Below are 16,838 nucleotides of genomic sequence, written 5' to 3'. Positions count from 1 at the left end.
TGTAATTCTTAAATGTCATACACGCTCACCGGAAAACTTGTCGTTGCGATCTCATCGCGCGCCCTATTTGATTTTGAAGAAGAAAATCGCATCTTCGAATCAACCGATGACAGCGCTTATATGAAATTACAACTTGAGCGCCTGAGTGAGGCCGCTCAAAAAGGGGTGGCATTTCCATTAGTTAAAAAACTTCTCGCTTTTAATGAAGAAGGTGAGCAACGGGTTGAGGTAGTGATGCTTTCCCGCAATGATCCTGTCAGTGGTCTGCGCGTCTTCCGTTCCGCCGAGCACCATGGTCTACATCTTGAACGTGGCGTATTTACCAGAGGTCGCCCTCCCTACCATTACCTTCGCTCATTACACGCCAACCTCTTCTTATCGGCCAACGAAGATGATGTAAGGGCGACGATTGATGCAGGTTTTCCAGCTGCGCGGGTCTACCCAGAGTCTAGTAAAACTGCTGAGTCTCACCCCAATGAAATTAGGATTGCGTTTGACGGAGATGCAGTCCTGTTCTCCGATGAAGCCGAGCAAGTATTTCAGAAAAAAGGGCTTGAGGCTTTTGTTGATCATGAGAGCAAGAAGGTTGACATTCCATTACCTCCGGGACCCTTCAAACCTTTATTGGAAGCATTGCACAGGCTGCAGCGCTCCACTAGCGAAAACGGTATGCGTATTCGTACCGCGCTAGTCACTGCACGCTCTGCCCCAGCACATGAACGTGCTATTCGAACACTGATGGCATGGGGTATTGATGTCGATGAAGCTATGTTTTTGGGTGGCCTATCAAAGAGTGAGTTCTTACGAGAATTTGAACCGGACTTTTTCTTTGATGATCAAACGGGCCATTGCCAATCAGCTGCATCAGTAGCCCCAACAGGACATGTCGTATCAGGTGTATCGAATAAACCTAAAAGCTAAAAGTAATTAATGGCAACGCTTCCACTTGGACAATCAACGCAATACCCAGATCAATATGATTCGAGTTTGCTCTTTCCCATTCCCAGGGCTGAGAACCGCAAGAAGATTGGACTTAAAGAGGGTCAAGTTTTGCCATTTGTGGGTGTTGACATATGGAACGCATTTGAACTGAGCTGGCTCAATCAAAAAGGAAAACCACAAATTGCCCTGGCTGAGTTTCAGATTCCCGCAGACTCTCCCAACATGATTGAGTCTAAATCTTTCAAGCTCTATCTCAATAGTCTCAATAGCGCCCGCTTTGAAGATGAGAATGAAGTCAAAGAAAAACTCACTGCGGATTTATCAGTAGTGGCTGGCAGCAAGATCACTACTCGCATCAACCCCACTGAAATCATTTCCAAAAAAGGAATACAAGAGATGGGTGGCATCTTGATGGATCGACTAGATATCAAGATTGATCCAAGCTTGCCTGCAGATCCAAGCCTATTAGGTGTTAATGAATCGTTTGGTCCAATTGAACAGTGCTTGGTATCGCACTTACTCAAATCAAACTGCCCTGTTACCGGTCAACCGGATTGGGCTAGCGTCCAAATTCGTTATCAAGGACGCCCCATTCTTGAAGAAGGCTTACTGCGCTACCTGATTGGCTTTAGGCAATTGGGTGAGTTTCATGAGCATTGCGTAGAAACAATCTTTACTGACATCAAACGACAGTGCAAACCAGAAAAACTTTCTGTCTACGCCCGCTACACCCGACGCGGGGGCCTAGACATCAACCCATTCCGCACTGATCATAATTCGCCTTGGCCCGAAAATATTCGACACGCAAGACAGTAGGCAAATAAAAACCCCTTGTAGAAAATTCTAGAAGGGGTTTTTTAATACTACGATATCTACCGCATTATTTAATGTTGCCTAAAACGGAATATCATCGTCCATTGCACCGAGGGATGCGGCATTAGACGATGCGGGGGCAGACTGCTCAGCCGGCTTTGAGCGAGCATAGCTTTCACCACCATCACCACTTCCGCCTACTGGCTTACCACCAAGCATTTGCATAGTTTCTGCAACGATCTCGGTAGAATACTTTTCTTGTCCACTGGCATCAGTCCATTTGCGTGTTCGCAAACGGCCCTCAACATAAACCTGCGAACCTTTTTTGAGGTACTGGCCAGCGATTTCTGCAAGCTTGCCAAAGAATGCAACGCGATGCCATTCTGTGGTTTCTTTCATCTCACCAGTTTGTTTATCTTTGTAGCGATCAGATGTTGCTACTGAAATGTTTGTAACGGCGTCGCCACTTGGCATATAACGCGTTTCTGGATCACGTCCTACATTACCTACGATGATGACCTTATTTACCGAAGCCATGTTGTCTCCCGAAGAAAAATACCACTGTTATTACTGCTGAAAATGAACTGCTCGCTTTAATTAAATTGATGAAGCTACGGCTATGTCTTTGTGGCTAAACCCTTTGATTCTGTTGCTCTCGCTGGCATTTCACCCATCGACCAGGCAATTATAAGCCAGCCAACTAGCATAGCCGCCCCGACTGCAAAGACCGATACATTGCCAAGGCTATCCATTAAATAACCCCCTAACAATGCACCAGAAAAGAGGCCAATAGATTGTGTGGTGTTGTAAACCCCCAAAGCAGTGCCCTTTGATTCTTTTGCATAACGAGTGACCAATGATGGTTGTAATGCTTCCAAAAGATTGAAGCCTACAAAATAGATCAGCAATGCCACCGTAATGAGAGTCACAGATGCAGCTTGAGTGAAAATGATTTCAGCAATAACCAGCAAAATGATGGCAATTAACAGAACAAGTCGTATGCGCTGTTTTTTTTCACCGTAGACTAAAAGTGGAACCATAAATACAAACGAGAGTAAAACCACTGAGAGATAAATTTGCCAGTGGGCAGTGAGCGGAAATCCTGCTTGCTCTAATAAACGTGGCACCACTAAAAACATAGCTACTTGGGTAGCATTCAATACAAATACACCTACATTTAGTCGCATGAGCTCTGGGCGAAGAAATACGACTTTGAGTGAATCTTGTTGCGCATGAACTTCAGGTCTGTTATTTGGCAATACAAAATAGGCCACTAACATCGCCAAGATACCTAGTATTGCCAATACAAAAAACATCCCGCTTAAGCTAATCATGCGATAAAGCGGAGCAGCCACCACTAGCGAAACTGCAAAAGAGAGAGAAATACTGGCGCCGACTAAAGCCATCGCTTGACTGCGCACCTGCTCTCGAGTCAGATCGGCAACCCAAGCAGAAACCGCTGCAGAAATTGCACCGGCGCCCATCACCCCTCTACCGATAGAAATCCATAACAAATCATCTTTGGTTGCGCAAATTAAAGCCCCGGCAACAAACAAGGACAACCCCCATAAAACGACCGCTTTTCGGCCGATTCGATCAGAAAGTCTGCCTAAGGGAATATGGAAGCAGGCCTGAACAATATTGAAAATTCCGAGTGCCAGCCCTATCAAGAAGGCTTGATCACCTCCCGGCAAGTCTTTGGCGTGGATGCTAAAAACGGGCAACAGCAAAAACAGGCCCAGCATACGTAAGCCGAAGATGCCCGCTAAGGCCAGAGTGGAGCGAAGTTCAGAAGAATTCATGGGAAAGAGCTATATTAACAAGTTACGCAAAAAAATCATGAATAACGAAATCAAGATCCGCGGTGCCCGCACCCATAACCTCAAAAATATCAATCTAGACATCCCTAGAGAGAAACTCGTCGTCCTGACTGGCCTATCTGGTTCAGGTAAGAGCTCACTGGCCTTTGACACGCTCTATGCCGAAGGTCAGCGTCGCTATGTCGAATCGCTTTCCGCTTATGCGCGTCAATTTTTGCAGTTGATGGAAAAGCCAGACGTTGACACCATCGAAGGTCTATCACCTGCAATTTCCATTGAACAAAAAGCAACGAGCCATAACCCACGCTCCACTGTGGGCACTGTTACTGAAATTCATGATTATTTGCGTTTGCTATTTGCACGCGCAGGCACTCCTCACTGCCCAGACCATGACCAACCGCTAGAAGCGCAAAGCGTCTCTCAAATGGTAGACACAGTGCTCTCTATGCCTGAGGACACAAAGTTGATGATTCTTGCGCCAGTGGTAAGTGAGCGCAAAGGCGAGTTCGTTGATCTCTTCCAAGACCTACAGGCCCAAGGCTTTGTGCGCTTTCGAGTGCGCTCCGGCGGTGGCACAGCAAACGTAGCTAAGGCAGAAATTTTTGAAGTCGATCAATTACCAACCCTCAAAAAGAATGATAAACATTCCATTGAAGTAGTTGTTGATCGCATTAAAGTGCGCCCTGACATTCAACAACGTCTTGCTGAATCTTTTGAGACAGCGCTGCGCCTCGCGGATGGCAAGGCCATGATTGTGGATATGGATACTGGTAAAGAGATGATTTTCTCCAGTAAGTTTGCTTGCCCCGTTTGTTCTTACTCTCTTCAAGAGCTAGAACCGCGCCTCTTCTCATTTAATAATCCAATGGGTGCATGCCCTTCATGCGATGGCCTTGGACATCAATCTTTCTTTGATCCAAAACGTATCGTGGCACATCCTGACTTATCCCTAGCGTCTGGGGCGATTAAAGGCTGGGATCGCCGTAATCAGTTCTACTTCAAATTACTGCAAACTCTTGCCAAGCATGGCGGGTTTGACGTGGAAAAGCCATTTGAATCCCTTAGCAAGAAACAACAAGACCTCATCTTGTTGGGCTCTGGTGACATCACCATTCCTTTTGAATACATTAATGAGCGTGGCAAAAATAGCATTCGCGAGCATGCTTTTGAAGGGATCGTTGCTAACTTTGAGCGGCGCTATCGCGAGACAGATTCTGTCACCGTGCGTGAAGAACTATCTCGCTATCAAAATGTGCAAACCTGTCCCGAATGCAACGGCAGTCGTTTACGCAAAGAGGCGCGCTTTGTCAAAGTGGGTGAGAAGAAACAATCTCGCGCTATTTATGAAATTAGCGCTCTCCCACTAAAAGAAGCAAAGGAATACTTTGAAGCACTTGAACTGAAAGGTGCCAAGAGAGAAATCGCCGATAAGATCGTGAAAGAAATCAGTGCACGTCTGCGTTTCTTAAATGACGTGGGTCTTGATTACCTCTCTTTAGAACGCAGTGCAGACACCCTATCTGGCGGAGAAGCCCAACGTATTCGGCTCGCAAGTCAAATTGGCTCAGGCTTAACGGGTGTAATGTATGTACTCGATGAACCCTCAATTGGTCTACATCAACGCGATAACGATCGATTGATTGGCACACTCAAACACTTACGTGACTTAGGTAATAGCGTATTAGTGGTTGAGCATGATGAAGATATGATTCGCGCTTCTGATTGGGTCATCGATATCGGCCCAGGAGCTGGTGTTCATGGCGGCGAAATTGTTGCAGAAGGCACGCCCGCTGAGGTTGAGGCCAATCCCAAATCCCTTACTGGCGCCTATCTTGCTGGTCGCGAAGCGATTGAAGTTCCCCAAAAACGTATTCCGGTAAATGATCGCTTTTTAGAAATCATCGGTGCGCGTGGCAATAACTTGCAATCAGTACACGCCAAAATTCCAGTCGGTTTATTAACCTGCGTCACTGGAGTATCGGGTTCCGGTAAATCTACACTGATTAACGACACCCTGCATCATGCAGTTGCACAACACCTCTATGGCTCTAATGCAGAGCCTGCTGCACATGATGCAATGAAGGGCTTAGAACACTTTGACAAAGTGATTAGTGTTGATCAGTCTCCCATTGGCAGAACACCTCGTTCCAACCCCGCTACCTATACCGGCCTCTTTACGCCCATTCGCGAACTTTTTTCAGGTGTACCTGCCTCACGTGAACGTGGTTATGAAGCCGGTCGCTTCTCCTTTAACGTCAAAGGCGGACGCTGCGATTCCTGCGAAGGCGATGGCGTACTCAAAGTAGAAATGCACTTCTTGCCAGACGTTTATGTACCCTGCGATGTCTGCCATGGCAAACGTTACAACCGTGAAACTTTAGATATTCGCTATAAAGGTAAAAACATTCATGAAGTGCTCTCGATGACGATCGAGCAAGCCCATGAATTCTTTGAGGCCGTTCCAGTAGTCAAGCGCAAACTCAAAACACTGTTAGATGTTGGCTTGGGTTATGTGAAGCTGGGACAAAGCGCTACAACTCTATCTGGCGGCGAAGCCCAGCGCGTGAAATTATCACTTGAGCTTTCTAAACGGGATACTGGTCGAACACTTTATATCTTGGATGAACCAACCACTGGTTTACATTTTCACGATATTCAACTATTACTCACGGTGATTCAGACGCTCAAAAAGCAAGGCAATACGATTGTCATCATTGAGCACAACTTAGATGTGATCAAGACTGCTGACTGGATTATTGACTTAGGACCAAAAGGTGGTGCAGGTGGTGGTCAGATCATTGCCACGGGAACGCCAGAGGATGTAGCAAAAAATGAAGCCAGCTTTACTGGTCACTACTTGGCACCATTACTCACTCGCAAACTCGTCGCAGCTAAGAAAAAGAAATAGTCAATAAATATCAGAGTAATTTAGCTTCAGCCAAGTCAGTCGCCTCAGAGTTACCTGAGATCACCAAGATATCGTTACCTTGCAGTTGCAATTCGGGCGTCAAGACAAGTTTCACATAGTCTGCGTTGCGCCCCTTACGACGTACTGCTTGAACGCTGACACCTGCACTACCTAAATCAAGCTCTTCTAGAGTTTTACCAACGGCTTGAGAATTGGGCAGCAAAGTAATCGAATGTAAACGCCAAGACTCATTCGAGCCAAAGTCATCATCGCCTGCGCCCCGGAAATACCCTCTTAGCAAGCTATAACGCTCTTCACGTGCAGTCGTAATCCGCCGAACTACCTTACGCATAGGTACACCCATAATCAACAAGACGTGCGAGGCAATCATGAGGCTTCCCTCAATCAACTCAGGCACTACTTCGGTAGCGCCAGCCGCTTGCAACTTAGTAATGTCGGCGTCGTCTTTGGTGCGAACCAATACTGTCATGCCGGGACGCAGGTGTTCAACCTGACGCAACACACGCAAACTAGCAGCAGTATCTGCATAAGTAATGACAACTGTCTTAGCTCTTGAGAGGCCAGCGGCAACTAAATAATTTTCACGACTCGCATCGCCATACACCACGTTATCGCCTGCAGCAGCAGCCTCTTTCACGCGATCGGGATCTAAATCTAGGGCAATGTAAGGAATCTTTTCTTGATCGAGCATACGTGCCAAGCTTTGACCAGAACGGCCAAACCCACAAATGATGACGTGATTCTCATTGCGTACGCTCTTTGCAGCAACGCGTGTCAATGCAAGCGATTGCAATAGCCATTCGTTACTGGAAAAACGCATTGCAATGCGATCACTATATTCAACCAAAAATGGCGCGCAAAACATCGAGAGCAACATCGCGGCAAGAACCGCTTGGCTCAGAACGGGATCAATTAAATCTAAGCCATCAATTTGAGTCAGCAATACGAAACCAAATTCGCCCGCCTGAGCAAGGCATAAGCCCGTTCTAATCGAGATGCCAGGGCTTGAGCCAAACGCTCTCGAGAGTAAGGCGATCAAGCCAAATTTAAATAGTAAGGGGCCAATCAGAAGTGCTACCACCAACATCCACTGTTCACGAATGACATTGAAGTCAAGCAGCATGCCAATCGTAATAAAGAAGAGTCCCAACAACACATCACGAAATGGTTTGACATCCTCTTCAACCTGATGACGATATGGGGTCTCAGCAATTAACATCCCAGCCAAAAATGCACCGAGCGCTAAAGACAAACCAAAGTGCTCTGTTAAACCTGCCATACCGAGCACAATCAACAAGAGGTTCAACATGAACAATTCTTGCGAGCGTAGCTTAGCAACCAATCTAAACCAGCGACTCATGAGCGATTGGCCAATGAAGAAAATTAAGGCCAAAGCAACCGTAATCTTGATTGAGGCCGCAGTAAGAGCAACAAACAGATCTTTTGGGTTTTTTCCCAAAGAGGGAATCAAGATCAATAAAAAGACCACCGCTAAATCTTGGAATAACAAAATACCGACCACATTGCGACCATGCTCTGTTTCTAATTCGGATCGATCAGAAATGAGTTTTGTCACAATCGCGGTGGAAGACATCGCCAAAGCCCCGCCCAAGGCAATGGCTGCCTGCCAAGAAATTGGGTAAATCCAGTTCATCAAGAGACTGACGGGCACCGCTAATAGCATCGTCAAGACCACTTGACTGCCGCCCAGACCAAATACGATGTTCCGCATCGATCGCAGCTTGTTTAGATTAAATTCCAAGCCGATCGAAAACATTAGGAAAACTACCCCAAATTCAGCTAAATACTTCACTGTAGAAGAGTCGCTCGCCAAAGCCAGGGCATTGGGGCCAATCAGCACCCCAATCGCTAAATAGCCCAAAATAGGGGGTAAGCCAAAATAGCGGAAAATAACCACTCCAGCCACACCTGCGGCTAGGAGAATGAGGGTTAATTGAAGGACTGACGGCATATACTTACTCGATGATAGCTAAGACTCGTGAACGTACCCTAAAGCTTGCACGCGATACCCTCACTATTGAGGCTGCTGCGCTGCAAACCATGCGCGATCGCCTAGAAGGCATCAACGCCGATGCACTCGTATACGCCGTGGAATTACTGCATGACTGCAAAGGGAGAATTGTGGTTTCTGGCATTGGTAAATCGGGGCATATTGCTCGCAAAATTGCTGCTACCTTTGCCTCGACAGGCTCACCTGCTTTTTTTGTGCACCCAGCCGAGGCTAGTCACGGTGATTTAGGTATGGTTACTAGAGACGATGTTTTTGTTGCTCTCTCGAACTCTGGAGAGACAGAAGAATTATTAACTATCGTACCGATCGTGAAACGTACTGGTGCAAAACTGATTGCTTTGACTGGCGCACCAAATTCTTCGCTTGCCCAATTAGCAGACGCCCATTTAGATACCAGCGTTGAAAAAGAAGCATGCCCACTGAATCTTGCCCCCACAACCAGCACTACGGCTGCATTAGCTATGGGCGATGCATTAGCAGTTGCTTTATTAGACGCCCGTGGATTTCAGGCAGAAGATTTTCAGCGTTCCCATCCTGGCGGTCGCTTGGGCCGCAAACAATTAATGCATGTCAGTGAAGTAATGCGTAGCTTTGATGACACGCCAAAAATTTCTATCCACGCTTCACTGCAAGATGCCCTACTAGAAATGACTGCTAAGCGCATGGGGATGGTAGTGACATTGGATGACAAGCAAAAAGTGTTTGGCATTTTGACAGACGGTGATTTACGCAGACTGCTAGAGAAAAACACGAATCTTAGTGGCGTCACTTTACAAAATGCCACTACTGCTAGCCCTCGCACCATCCCACCAGAACTGTTGGCTGAAGAAGCCATTGAAATGATGGAAAAACATCGCATCAATCATTTAGTTGTTACCGATCAAGATGGCTGCCTACTAGGCGCCCTCAATCTACATGATCTCTTTGCAGCCAAAGTAATTTAATACCGTCGTTGATTGAGACTTATGCCCAACGCTTTTACTACACACAACACTAACCCTCTGTCACAGTATCCACAAGCATGGGAGCGCGCTGGCAAAGTGAAGTTGCTAGTTTTAGATGTTGATGGGGTCCTCACCAACGGACAGGTATGGATTGGTGCTGATGGTAAAGAATCTTTAAAGGCATTTGATATTCAAGATGGTCTAGGGATCAAACTTTTAGAGCAATGTGGTATTCCGACAGCCATCATCACGGGTAGAAACTCCAAAATGGTCTTAGCGCGCTGTGATGAATTAGGCATCAAACAGGTTCATATGGGTGTTGAAAATAAAGCGTTAGCTTTAGAAGAAGTTCTAAAAACACTTGGACTGAAAGCCAGTGACTGCGCTGTCATGGGCGATGACTGGCCAGATCTAGCCATGATGAAAAACGCTGGACTACGAATTGCTCCTGTGCAAGCGCATGAAGCCGTGAAAGAATTTGCACATTATGTCACTACGCATGTGGGTGGCAATAGCGCCGTTAGAGAAGTGTGTGATCTGATTCTCAAAGCACAAAGCCGCTACGAGGAATTGCTCAGCCAGGCTCGTCAATAAGCAATGCAATTGAATTCTCAACGGATCAAACTCAATATTGGGCGTACATTGCTGGGCCTCACGCCTTTACTATTGATGAGTGCCTTAACCCTCATGACTTTTTGGTTGGTTAAAAAAAATACTCCTCCAGAAAGCTCAATGCTTGAACGTATTCGCCTACATGAGCCTGACTACATTATTAAAAACGGCACTCTTTCCGCTTTAAACGAACAAGGCAATACCAAGTACAGAATTTTGGGCAATAAAGTGACTCACTATGATGACGATGCCTCCATTGATATTGATGCTCCACGGATGCGCCTCTTTCAGCCAGACAAAGCTCCTGTGACTGTCAAATCGAATACCGGTCATCTAGATGGTGACCTAACAATTTTAGAGCTCTTTGATAATGCTTCTATCTTTAGACCCCAACAAGCAGCTACTGCCACAGAGCCTGCAAGCTTACGGATGCTGGCCTCGTCTAGTTATTTCAAGGTCTTGATTAACGACGATATCGTTAAAACTGATCGGCCAATCACATTAGAGCAAGGCATGTCGATCATGAACTCGACTGAAGGTGGAACATTCGACAACATTCAACAAAGCATGACACTTTCTGGTCAAGTTAAAGGTCGAATCGAACGCGCTCCTCGGGGTGCACAATAAAATGTTTACCATGCATCGCCTACTTCATATTGGATTCACCCTCTCCTTACTGGTGCTGAGCCCTATTGCTAACGCCGAGAAAGCCGATCAAGACAAGCCCATCATTCTTGAGGCTGAAAAAGTTTCAGTAAATGATGTACAGCAGGTGTATGACTTAAAAGGTCAAGTTTTATTGATTAAAGGCAGCATTATCGTTACAGGCGAAGATGGTCATATTCAAGTAGATCCTGAAGGCTATGAATTAGTTGACGTCAAAGGATCAGCCGACACCACTGCAAGTTTCAGGCAGCGCAGAGAAGGTCCTGCCGATGAATTTATACAAGGACGCGGGACCCAAGTTACCTACAATGCCAAGACTGAGATTCTGACTATCACAGGAGACGCCAGTCTTAAGCGCTCTCTGAATATGCAGATGCTCGATCAACTGCAGGGCTGGAAAATTGAGTACGATGATATTAAAGAGCGCTATCGTGTAACACCTCCCGCCAATGCAAAAGCGGAGGACTTGCCTTTAGCTAGAGCAATCCTTTCACCAAGACGAAAAGCCACATTAGAGAAATGACAACGGATTTAGCTCAAAACCATCCCAAAGCAACACTCATCGCTAGCAATCTTCAAAAACGTTATGGCTCTCGAACAGTAGTACGAGATGTTTCGATTGAAGTGGAATGTGGTGAAGTAGTTGGACTATTGGGTCCAAACGGTGCGGGTAAAACGACATCGTTTTACATGATTGTTGGGCTGGTGCCACTGGACGCCGGTCAAATTATTTTAGATGGGGTCAATATCACCCATCTTCCTATTCATGAGCGAGCGCGTATGGGGCTCTCTTACCTTCCTCAAGAAGCTTCTGTTTTTAGAAAGCTCAACGTTGCTGAGAATATACAAGCAGTCCTAGAGCTCCAAGTCCAAGGCGGAAAACCCTTAAGCAAAGGCGAAATTGCGGATCGCTTAGATGAATTATTAGGCGAACTACAAATTGGCCACCTCCGCAATAATCCAGCTCTGTCATTGTCTGGGGGAGAGCGTCGCCGTGTTGAAATCGCGAGAGCCTTAGCGTCCCAACCAAAATTTATCTTGCTCGATGAACCATTTGCAGGAGTTGACCCTATTGCCGTAGGGGAAATTCAGCGGATTGTTCGATTCTTGCGAGACCGTCAGATTGGTGTGTTGATTACCGACCATAACGTTCGAGAAACCTTGGGTATCTGCGACCACGCCTACATCATTAGCGAAGGAAGCGTTCTAGCAGAAGGCAAGCCTGATCAAATTATTCAAAATGATGCTGTCCGCAGAGTCTACTTAGGCGAAAACTTCCGGATGTAAGCCAGACAAGGCATCTGTCCGTATAAGTAATAAAAAGTACTTTCCCCTCTTGGTTTTCGGCAAATTCGCTGATACGCTGGAGGTTCATGGTTCACTTTCCAAAAAAAACAGCTCAAAAAGACAGGGGCTTGCTGCGCACCCCCGGTATTGCTATGCGCACGCGTTGATATAAGGAGTTGCTCATGAATTTAAAAATTAATAGCCGTCATGTAGAAGTTACCCCTGCTATGCGCACGCATCTTGAGGCTGGGTTAGCCAAAATTCGCAAGCACTTCGATCACGTCATTGATGCATCTGCCTTTTTAGTGATTGATAACGCCAAAGAAAAAGATCTCCGTCAAAGTGCCGAAATCACGATTCACCTCAAAGGCAAAGAACTGTTCGCTGAAGCACATAATGCCGATCTCTATCACGCTATGGATGCAGTGGTCGATAAGCTTGAGCGCCAGGTTGTGAAACACAAAGAAAAGATTCAAGATCATCATCACGAAAAGCATTTTGAGTAAGCGTGAGCGTGAGGACACCTATAATCATCTGTAATGAATGTGCTGACTAATCTCTTTAACCCTGACTGCATTGCATTAGATAACCCCGCCAAAAACAGGGCTGATGCTTTTGCAGCCGCTGGGGAGTTGTTTGCCAAGCAAGTTGGTATTGATGCAAGCTCAGTAGTAGAGTTTCTCAATGCCCGAGAAGACTTAGGCTCAACAGCCCTCGGGGCTGGTGTTGCGATTCCTCACGGTCGTGTAAAAGGCCTGAAGCAACCCACTGCAGCCTTCATGAAGTTGAAAGACCCGATCGAATTTGCAGCGCCTGATGGTGAGCTTGTGTCGATCCTCATTTTTTTGTTGGTTCCAGAAAAGGCAACCCAACAACATTTAGAAATTCTCTCCTCTATCGCACAACTGCTATCAGATTCAGAGGCAAGAGAAAAATTGATTTCTGCTACCGACCCCACATCAGTCTGCGATCTATTGCAGCAATGGGGTAATACAAAATGACCCAGCCATTACTCCTCGATCGAGTAACTGCGCAACAAATCTTTGACGACAATGTTTCTGATCTGAAGCTCTCCTGGATTAGCGGCCTTGAAGGTGCTGATCGTACTTTTCCACCTGAGGCAGTCAAAGCTGCTGCAGCCAGCTCAGACTTGGTGGGTCACTTAAATCTGATTCACCCAAGTCGCATCCAAATTTTTGGTGTACAAGAAGTTGACTATCACGCAGCGCTTGAGCCCGAACAAAAACAAGAGCAAATTGCTAACCTAATTTCTAAAACTCCGCCTTGTGTCATTGTGGCTGATGGCAAGTCCGCAGATCCAGATCTACAACTATTCTGCCAACGCTCATCTACCCCACTGTTTACAACGAGTATTTCAGCTGCAGAAGTCATTGACCATTTGCGCACCTATCTCACCAAAATTGGCGCTCCGCAAATTACGATGCACGGGGTGTTTATGGACATCTTAGGCTTGGGCGTTTTATTAACGGGTGAATCAGGCTTAGGCAAAAGTGAGTTAGGTTTGGAATTGATTTCTCGCGGGCATGGTTTAGTTGCTGATGATGCGGTAGATTTTGCACGCTTAGGGCCCGACTATATCGAAGGTCGTTGCCCCGTAATTCTTCGTAATCTTCTTGAGGTGCGCGGACTTGGCCTCTTGGACATTCGTACGATTTTTGGTGAAACAGCCGTTCGTCGAAAATTAAAACTGCGCCTTATTGTGCAATTGGTTCGGCGAACCGATGGTGAATTTGAAAGATTGCCACTGGAAGCTCAACATATCGATGTTTTGGGAATTCCGATTCGAACGGTAAAAATTCAAGTGGCTGCTGGACGCAACTTAGCGGTACTGGTAGAGGCTGCAGTCCGGAATACAATTTTGCAATTACGCGGTATTGATACCCTCAAAGAATTTATAGAGCGTCAACGAGCCCAAATGAATACCGAGGCAGATGCGATTAAATCCCAAGGGCGCTTGCTTTAAGTCATGCAAATTAATCTGATTACCGGAATCTCAGGCTCAGGTAAATCAGTAGCCCTGAGGGCCTTTGAAGATGCTGGCTATGATTGCGTCGATAACCTTCCCGTCTCGCTCCTAGAAAACCTTATCAGCACTCTTGAAAGCGAAAAGTGCGAGCGCGTAGCAGTAGCTATTGATGCACGTCGTGGCCAATCGATTGCAGAGCTTCCTTTCATTCTTGAAAATCTGAAGCGTACGCACCAAGTACGCATCTTATTCTTAAATGCAGATACCAATACCTTGGTACAGCGCTTTTCAGAAACTCGCCGACGACATCCCTTATCAACGAATGCCAGGCAATCCCAATCGGCGACATTGATAGAAGCGATTAATAAAGAACGAAGCTTGCTTGAACCCCTGCGCACGCAAGCTCATAGCATTGATACTAGTAACCTACCATCTCACGCCCTACGCTCCTGGATTCAGGACCTACTGAAAGATAAGCCCGTTGGTTTGACAGTCATTTTTGAATCCTTTGGATTTAAAAAAGGCGTGCCTAGTGAAGCAGATCTCGTCTTTGATGTTCGTTGCTTGCCCAACCCCCATTACGACAAAATCTTAAGGCCCTTAACAGGGAACGATAAACCCGTAAAAGAATTTCTAGAAAAAATTCCAGAAGTCATCAGCATGGAAAGTGACATTACACAATTTATTGAGAAATGGTTACCGCACTACATTGCTGACGGACGCAGTTACTTAACGGTTGCAATTGGTTGCACTGGTGGTCAGCATCGCTCGGTCTATCTTGTGAATCGAATTAGCGAACACTTCCGCACCCAAAGAGAATTGATTGATCTACAGCTTAATTTTTTAGACCGTCACCGCGAGCTAGACTCAATCCCTGCAGCAAAATCTTAATCGGCTGCGGTAGGCCATAGCGCCCTAATTGGCTCAGGGGTACCCACTTCAAATTTGCACTTTCAGGCTCTACGCTTTTTAAAGCATTCACATCCCAAATCTGCATCCACAAACGTCGATGGGTAAAGACATGCTTAATTTGAGGACCTACTTGGACCGCCTTACAGGCCTTTAGCCATACAGCTGCCTTTTCTTCAGGTAAAGCCGCTTCCAACAAGCTCTTGAGGCTGGGTGCTACTTTTCGAGGAGTGGATTTCGCCACCCAGATAGATTCTGGTAAAGACCATAATCCACCCCAAATTGCCTTGCTTGGGCGCTTTTGCAGCAGAATCGCATTGCCATGCCTAACTAAGAGCATGTCGCAGTCAAACTCGGGTGACTTTGCTTTTACTACCTTTTTCGGCAAGGCCAATACTTGATTGCTTAAATTTGCTTGGCAGTATTTTTCAAATGGGCATTTTTTTTCACCACTAAGACAAACTGGTTTACGAGCAGTACACCAAGTAGCGCCAAAGTCCATCAATGCTTGGGTATACACCGGCATATCCTGAGGCTTGCTTGGTAAGATCTGATTAGCTAGCCCCCATAAATGGTCATTCACAGCCTTGTCTTGTAGCGTGCCTTCTACAGCAAATAAGCGCGCCAGAATTCTTTTGACATTCGCATCTAGAATTGGCGCTCTTACATGGAAAGCAAAAGCAGCGATTGCGCCTGCGGTTGACCGACCAATCCCCTTGAGTTGCTCGAGTAAAACTGGATCGCTCGGAAATTGTCCAGCAAATTGTTGCATCACTTGCTGGGCACATGCATGTAAATTTCGAGCGCGAGAGTAATAACCCAAGCCAGCCCACTCAGCCAGCACTTCATCGATATGAGCAGCTGCTAATTTTTTAACCGTTGGAAAGCGCTTCATAAAGCGAGGGAAGCGCTCTAGAACAGTAGCTACCTGAGTTTGTTGCAGCATGATTTCTGAAACCCAGACTGCATAAGGGTCTCGATTGCCTTGCCAAGGCAGACCTGAGCGGCCACTGCGTGCATGCCAAGCAATCAACTTTTCAGAAAAAGTAGTGATTAGCGCTTTTGACATGTAGGGCAAAAATAAGTGGAGCGCTGTCCCTGCACAATTTGCTTGATGGGTGTTTTACAAACTTTACAGGGTTCATCTTTACGATCATAGACTTTGGTTTGCACCATAAAATGTCCTGGATCTCCATCACTGTTCACAAAATCTTTCAAGCTACTGCCGCCAGCAGCAATGGCTTTTTTCAAAATCAATCTCACTGCTTCAGCTAGACGAACACATTGAGGGCGCGTGAGTTTTCCAGCAGCCTTAGCAGGATGAATGCCTGCCTCAAACAAACTCTCGGAGCAATAAATATTGCCAACACCAACGACCGCTTGGCCAGCCAGCAGAAATTGCTTAACAGCGACGGTGCGCTTGCGTGATGCCCGATACAAAATTTCAGCGCCAAGCTCTCCAGCAAATTCTGTTGAAAAAGGCTCTACTCCCAACTTTTGCAATAGAACATTTTTCTCTATCGGACCTTTAGTTCTTGGATGCCACAACACTGCACCAAATTTTCTGGGGTCATGCAAACGTAAACTCAACTTCCCAAACTCTACAGTCACGCGATCATGCAACTTCAAAGGATCAGTACTGGGCAATACCCGCAAGGTGCCTGTCATTCCCAAATGAATCAATAGATGCCCTATATCCAGCTCAATTAAGAGGTACTTTCCGCGCCTTTCAATGGTGTGCACTTTTTGACCAGGCAAAATCTTAGTCAGGGTGCTGGGGACAGGCCAACGTAAACGCCCATCAAGGATTTTGACGGCACTAATCACGCGCCCCTGAAGGTGAGGGGCAATTCCCAAGCGGGTGACTTCAACTTCTGGAAGTTCTGGCATAAATCAA

17 protein-coding genes are annotated in these 16,838 nt (G+C 46.2%); 12 read left to right on the top strand and 5 right to left on the bottom strand.

The window, feature by feature from the left end; genetic code table 11:
* Positions 1-12 precede the first annotated feature (12 nt).
* Both VC178_RS09320 and queF read left to right on the top strand, forming a co-directional pair.
* On the top strand, positions 13-921 hold the full coding sequence (locus VC178_RS09320) for a 5'-nucleotidase (RefSeq protein ID WP_323482332.1): 909 nt from the start codon (positions 13-15) through the stop codon (positions 919-921).
* 9 nt (positions 922-930) lie between these two features.
* Positions 931-1,758, top strand: coding sequence for an NADPH-dependent 7-cyano-7-deazaguanine reductase QueF (gene queF, locus VC178_RS09315; protein ID WP_323482331.1), 828 nt, complete (start codon positions 931-933; stop codon positions 1,756-1,758).
* Between the two features lie 78 nt (positions 1,759-1,836).
* On the opposite strand, the gene ssb is transcribed toward queF, so the two are convergent.
* Together ssb and VC178_RS09305 are read right to left on the bottom strand one after the other, a co-directional pair.
* The gene (gene ssb / locus VC178_RS09310) at positions 1,837-2,292 is read right to left on the bottom strand and encodes a single-stranded DNA-binding protein (protein ID WP_215295892.1); all 456 of its coding nucleotides are present in this window, start codon (positions 2,290-2,292) and stop codon (positions 1,837-1,839) included.
* An 80-nt stretch (positions 2,293-2,372) separates the two neighbouring features.
* Complete coding sequence (locus tag VC178_RS09305) at positions 2,373-3,557, bottom strand: MFS transporter (protein WP_323482330.1); 1,185 nt, start codon at positions 3,555-3,557, stop codon at positions 2,373-2,375.
* Between the two features lie 37 nt (positions 3,558-3,594).
* Here VC178_RS09305 and uvrA point away from each other — a divergent pair, with 37 nt between their 5' ends.
* Positions 3,595-6,483 carry an excinuclease ABC subunit UvrA gene (gene uvrA, locus VC178_RS09300; protein ID WP_323482329.1) on the top strand — a complete coding sequence of 963 codons (2,889 nt, stop codon included), beginning with the start codon at positions 3,595-3,597 and terminating at the stop codon, positions 6,481-6,483.
* A 10-nt stretch (positions 6,484-6,493) separates the two neighbouring features.
* Here the strand turns inward: uvrA and VC178_RS09295 are convergent, their stop codons facing one another.
* Positions 6,494-8,476, bottom strand: a complete 1,983-nt coding sequence (locus tag VC178_RS09295) for a monovalent cation:proton antiporter-2 (CPA2) family protein (protein WP_323482328.1) — start codon at positions 8,474-8,476, stop codon at positions 6,494-6,496.
* 11 nt (positions 8,477-8,487) lie between these two features.
* On the opposite strand from VC178_RS09295, the gene VC178_RS09290 reads away from it, so the two are divergent.
* The 9 genes from VC178_RS09290 to rapZ all read left to right on the top strand — a co-directional run bounded on the left by VC178_RS09290 (position 8,488) and on the right by rapZ (position 14,923).
* Complete coding sequence (locus VC178_RS09290) at positions 8,488-9,480, top strand: KpsF/GutQ family sugar-phosphate isomerase (protein ID WP_323482327.1); 993 nt, start codon at positions 8,488-8,490, stop codon at positions 9,478-9,480.
* Between the two features lie 21 nt (positions 9,481-9,501).
* Complete coding sequence (locus VC178_RS09285; protein ID WP_323482326.1) at positions 9,502-10,074, top strand: KdsC family phosphatase; 573 nt, start codon at positions 9,502-9,504, stop codon at positions 10,072-10,074.
* A 3-nt stretch (positions 10,075-10,077) separates the two neighbouring features.
* Positions 10,078-10,719 carry an LPS export ABC transporter periplasmic protein LptC gene (gene lptC, locus VC178_RS09280; protein WP_215319091.1) on the top strand — a complete coding sequence of 214 codons (642 nt, stop codon included), beginning with the start codon at positions 10,078-10,080 and terminating at the stop codon, positions 10,717-10,719.
* A gap of 10 nt (positions 10,720-10,729) precedes the next feature.
* Positions 10,730-11,281 carry a lipopolysaccharide transport periplasmic protein LptA gene (gene lptA / locus VC178_RS09275; protein ID WP_323482325.1) on the top strand — a complete coding sequence of 184 codons (552 nt, stop codon included), beginning with the start codon at positions 10,730-10,732 and terminating at the stop codon, positions 11,279-11,281.
* Positions 11,278-12,045 (top strand): LPS export ABC transporter ATP-binding protein, encoded by a 768-nt coding sequence (lptB, locus tag VC178_RS09270; protein ID WP_215295900.1) that lies wholly within the window; start codon positions 11,278-11,280, stop codon positions 12,043-12,045. Before lptA ends, lptB begins: the two co-directional genes overlap by 4 nt.
* Positions 12,046-12,227: 182 nt before the next feature.
* Positions 12,228-12,551 carry a ribosome hibernation-promoting factor, HPF/YfiA family gene (gene hpf, locus VC178_RS09265; protein WP_215295901.1) on the top strand — a complete coding sequence of 108 codons (324 nt, stop codon included), beginning with the start codon at positions 12,228-12,230 and terminating at the stop codon, positions 12,549-12,551.
* Between the two features lie 33 nt (positions 12,552-12,584).
* Positions 12,585-13,046: a PTS sugar transporter subunit IIA gene (locus VC178_RS09260; RefSeq protein ID WP_323482324.1), complete on the top strand. Its 462-nt coding sequence runs from the start codon at positions 12,585-12,587 to the stop codon at positions 13,044-13,046.
* Positions 13,043-14,029: an HPr(Ser) kinase/phosphatase gene (gene hprK / locus VC178_RS09255; RefSeq protein ID WP_216178084.1), complete on the top strand. Its 987-nt coding sequence runs from the start codon at positions 13,043-13,045 to the stop codon at positions 14,027-14,029. The genes VC178_RS09260 and hprK overlap by 4 nt, the downstream gene beginning before the upstream one ends.
* A gap of 3 nt (positions 14,030-14,032) precedes the next feature.
* Positions 14,033-14,923 (top strand): RNase adapter RapZ, encoded by an 891-nt coding sequence (gene rapZ, locus VC178_RS09250; RefSeq protein WP_323482323.1) that lies wholly within the window; start codon positions 14,033-14,035, stop codon positions 14,921-14,923.
* Here rapZ and mutY read toward each other — a convergent pair.
* Together mutY and mutM are read right to left on the bottom strand one after the other, a co-directional pair.
* Positions 14,868-16,010 (bottom strand): A/G-specific adenine glycosylase, encoded by a 1,143-nt coding sequence (mutY, locus tag VC178_RS09245; RefSeq protein WP_323482322.1) that lies wholly within the window; start codon positions 16,008-16,010, stop codon positions 14,868-14,870. The genes rapZ and mutY overlap by 56 nt on opposite strands.
* Positions 15,995-16,831, bottom strand: a complete 837-nt coding sequence (gene mutM, locus VC178_RS09240) for a bifunctional DNA-formamidopyrimidine glycosylase/DNA-(apurinic or apyrimidinic site) lyase (RefSeq protein WP_323482321.1) — start codon at positions 16,829-16,831, stop codon at positions 15,995-15,997. The genes mutY and mutM overlap by 16 nt, the downstream gene beginning before the upstream one ends.
* Positions 16,832-16,838: the final 7 nt, after the last annotated feature.

Source organism: Polynucleobacter sp. AP-Sanab-80-C2 (genome assembly GCF_035012965.1).
Classification (GTDB): domain Bacteria; phylum Pseudomonadota; class Gammaproteobacteria; order Burkholderiales; family Burkholderiaceae; genus Polynucleobacter.
Note: the sequence above shows the minus strand (reverse complement) of the source record. Positions and strands in the feature narration are given on the sequence as shown.

What these genes read in the sequence shown, in the direction of transcription:
- VC178_RS09320 (WP_323482332.1), top strand. Translation starts at nt 13, where the DNA reads ATGTCATACACGCTCACCGGAAAACTTGTCGTTGCGATCTCATCGCGC.
- queF (WP_323482331.1), top strand. Translation starts at nt 931, where the DNA reads ATGGCAACGCTTCCACTTGGACAATCAACGCAATACCCAGATCAATAT.
- ssb (WP_215295892.1), bottom strand. Translation starts at nt 2,292, where the DNA reads ATGGCTTCGGTAAATAAGGTCATCATCGTAGGTAATGTAGGACGTGAT.
- VC178_RS09305 (WP_323482330.1), bottom strand. Translation starts at nt 3,557, where the DNA reads ATGAATTCTTCTGAACTTCGCTCCACTCTGGCCTTAGCGGGCATCTTC.
- uvrA (WP_323482329.1), top strand. Translation starts at nt 3,595, where the DNA reads ATGAATAACGAAATCAAGATCCGCGGTGCCCGCACCCATAACCTCAAA.
- VC178_RS09295 (WP_323482328.1), bottom strand. Translation starts at nt 8,476, where the DNA reads ATGCCGTCAGTCCTTCAATTAACCCTCATTCTCCTAGCCGCAGGTGTG.
- VC178_RS09290 (WP_323482327.1), top strand. Translation starts at nt 8,488, where the DNA reads ATGATAGCTAAGACTCGTGAACGTACCCTAAAGCTTGCACGCGATACC.
- VC178_RS09285 (WP_323482326.1), top strand. Translation starts at nt 9,502, where the DNA reads ATGCCCAACGCTTTTACTACACACAACACTAACCCTCTGTCACAGTAT.
- lptC (WP_215319091.1), top strand. Translation starts at nt 10,078, where the DNA reads ATGCAATTGAATTCTCAACGGATCAAACTCAATATTGGGCGTACATTG.
- lptA (WP_323482325.1), top strand. Translation starts at nt 10,730, where the DNA reads ATGCATCGCCTACTTCATATTGGATTCACCCTCTCCTTACTGGTGCTG.
- lptB (WP_215295900.1), top strand. Translation starts at nt 11,278, where the DNA reads ATGACAACGGATTTAGCTCAAAACCATCCCAAAGCAACACTCATCGCT.
- hpf (WP_215295901.1), top strand. Translation starts at nt 12,228, where the DNA reads ATGAATTTAAAAATTAATAGCCGTCATGTAGAAGTTACCCCTGCTATG.
- VC178_RS09260 (WP_323482324.1), top strand. Translation starts at nt 12,585, where the DNA reads ATGAATGTGCTGACTAATCTCTTTAACCCTGACTGCATTGCATTAGAT.
- hprK (WP_216178084.1), top strand. Translation starts at nt 13,043, where the DNA reads ATGACCCAGCCATTACTCCTCGATCGAGTAACTGCGCAACAAATCTTT.
- rapZ (WP_323482323.1), top strand. Translation starts at nt 14,033, where the DNA reads ATGCAAATTAATCTGATTACCGGAATCTCAGGCTCAGGTAAATCAGTA.
- mutY (WP_323482322.1), bottom strand. Translation starts at nt 16,010, where the DNA reads ATGTCAAAAGCGCTAATCACTACTTTTTCTGAAAAGTTGATTGCTTGG.
- mutM (WP_323482321.1), bottom strand. Translation starts at nt 16,831, where the DNA reads ATGCCAGAACTTCCAGAAGTTGAAGTCACCCGCTTGGGAATTGCCCCT.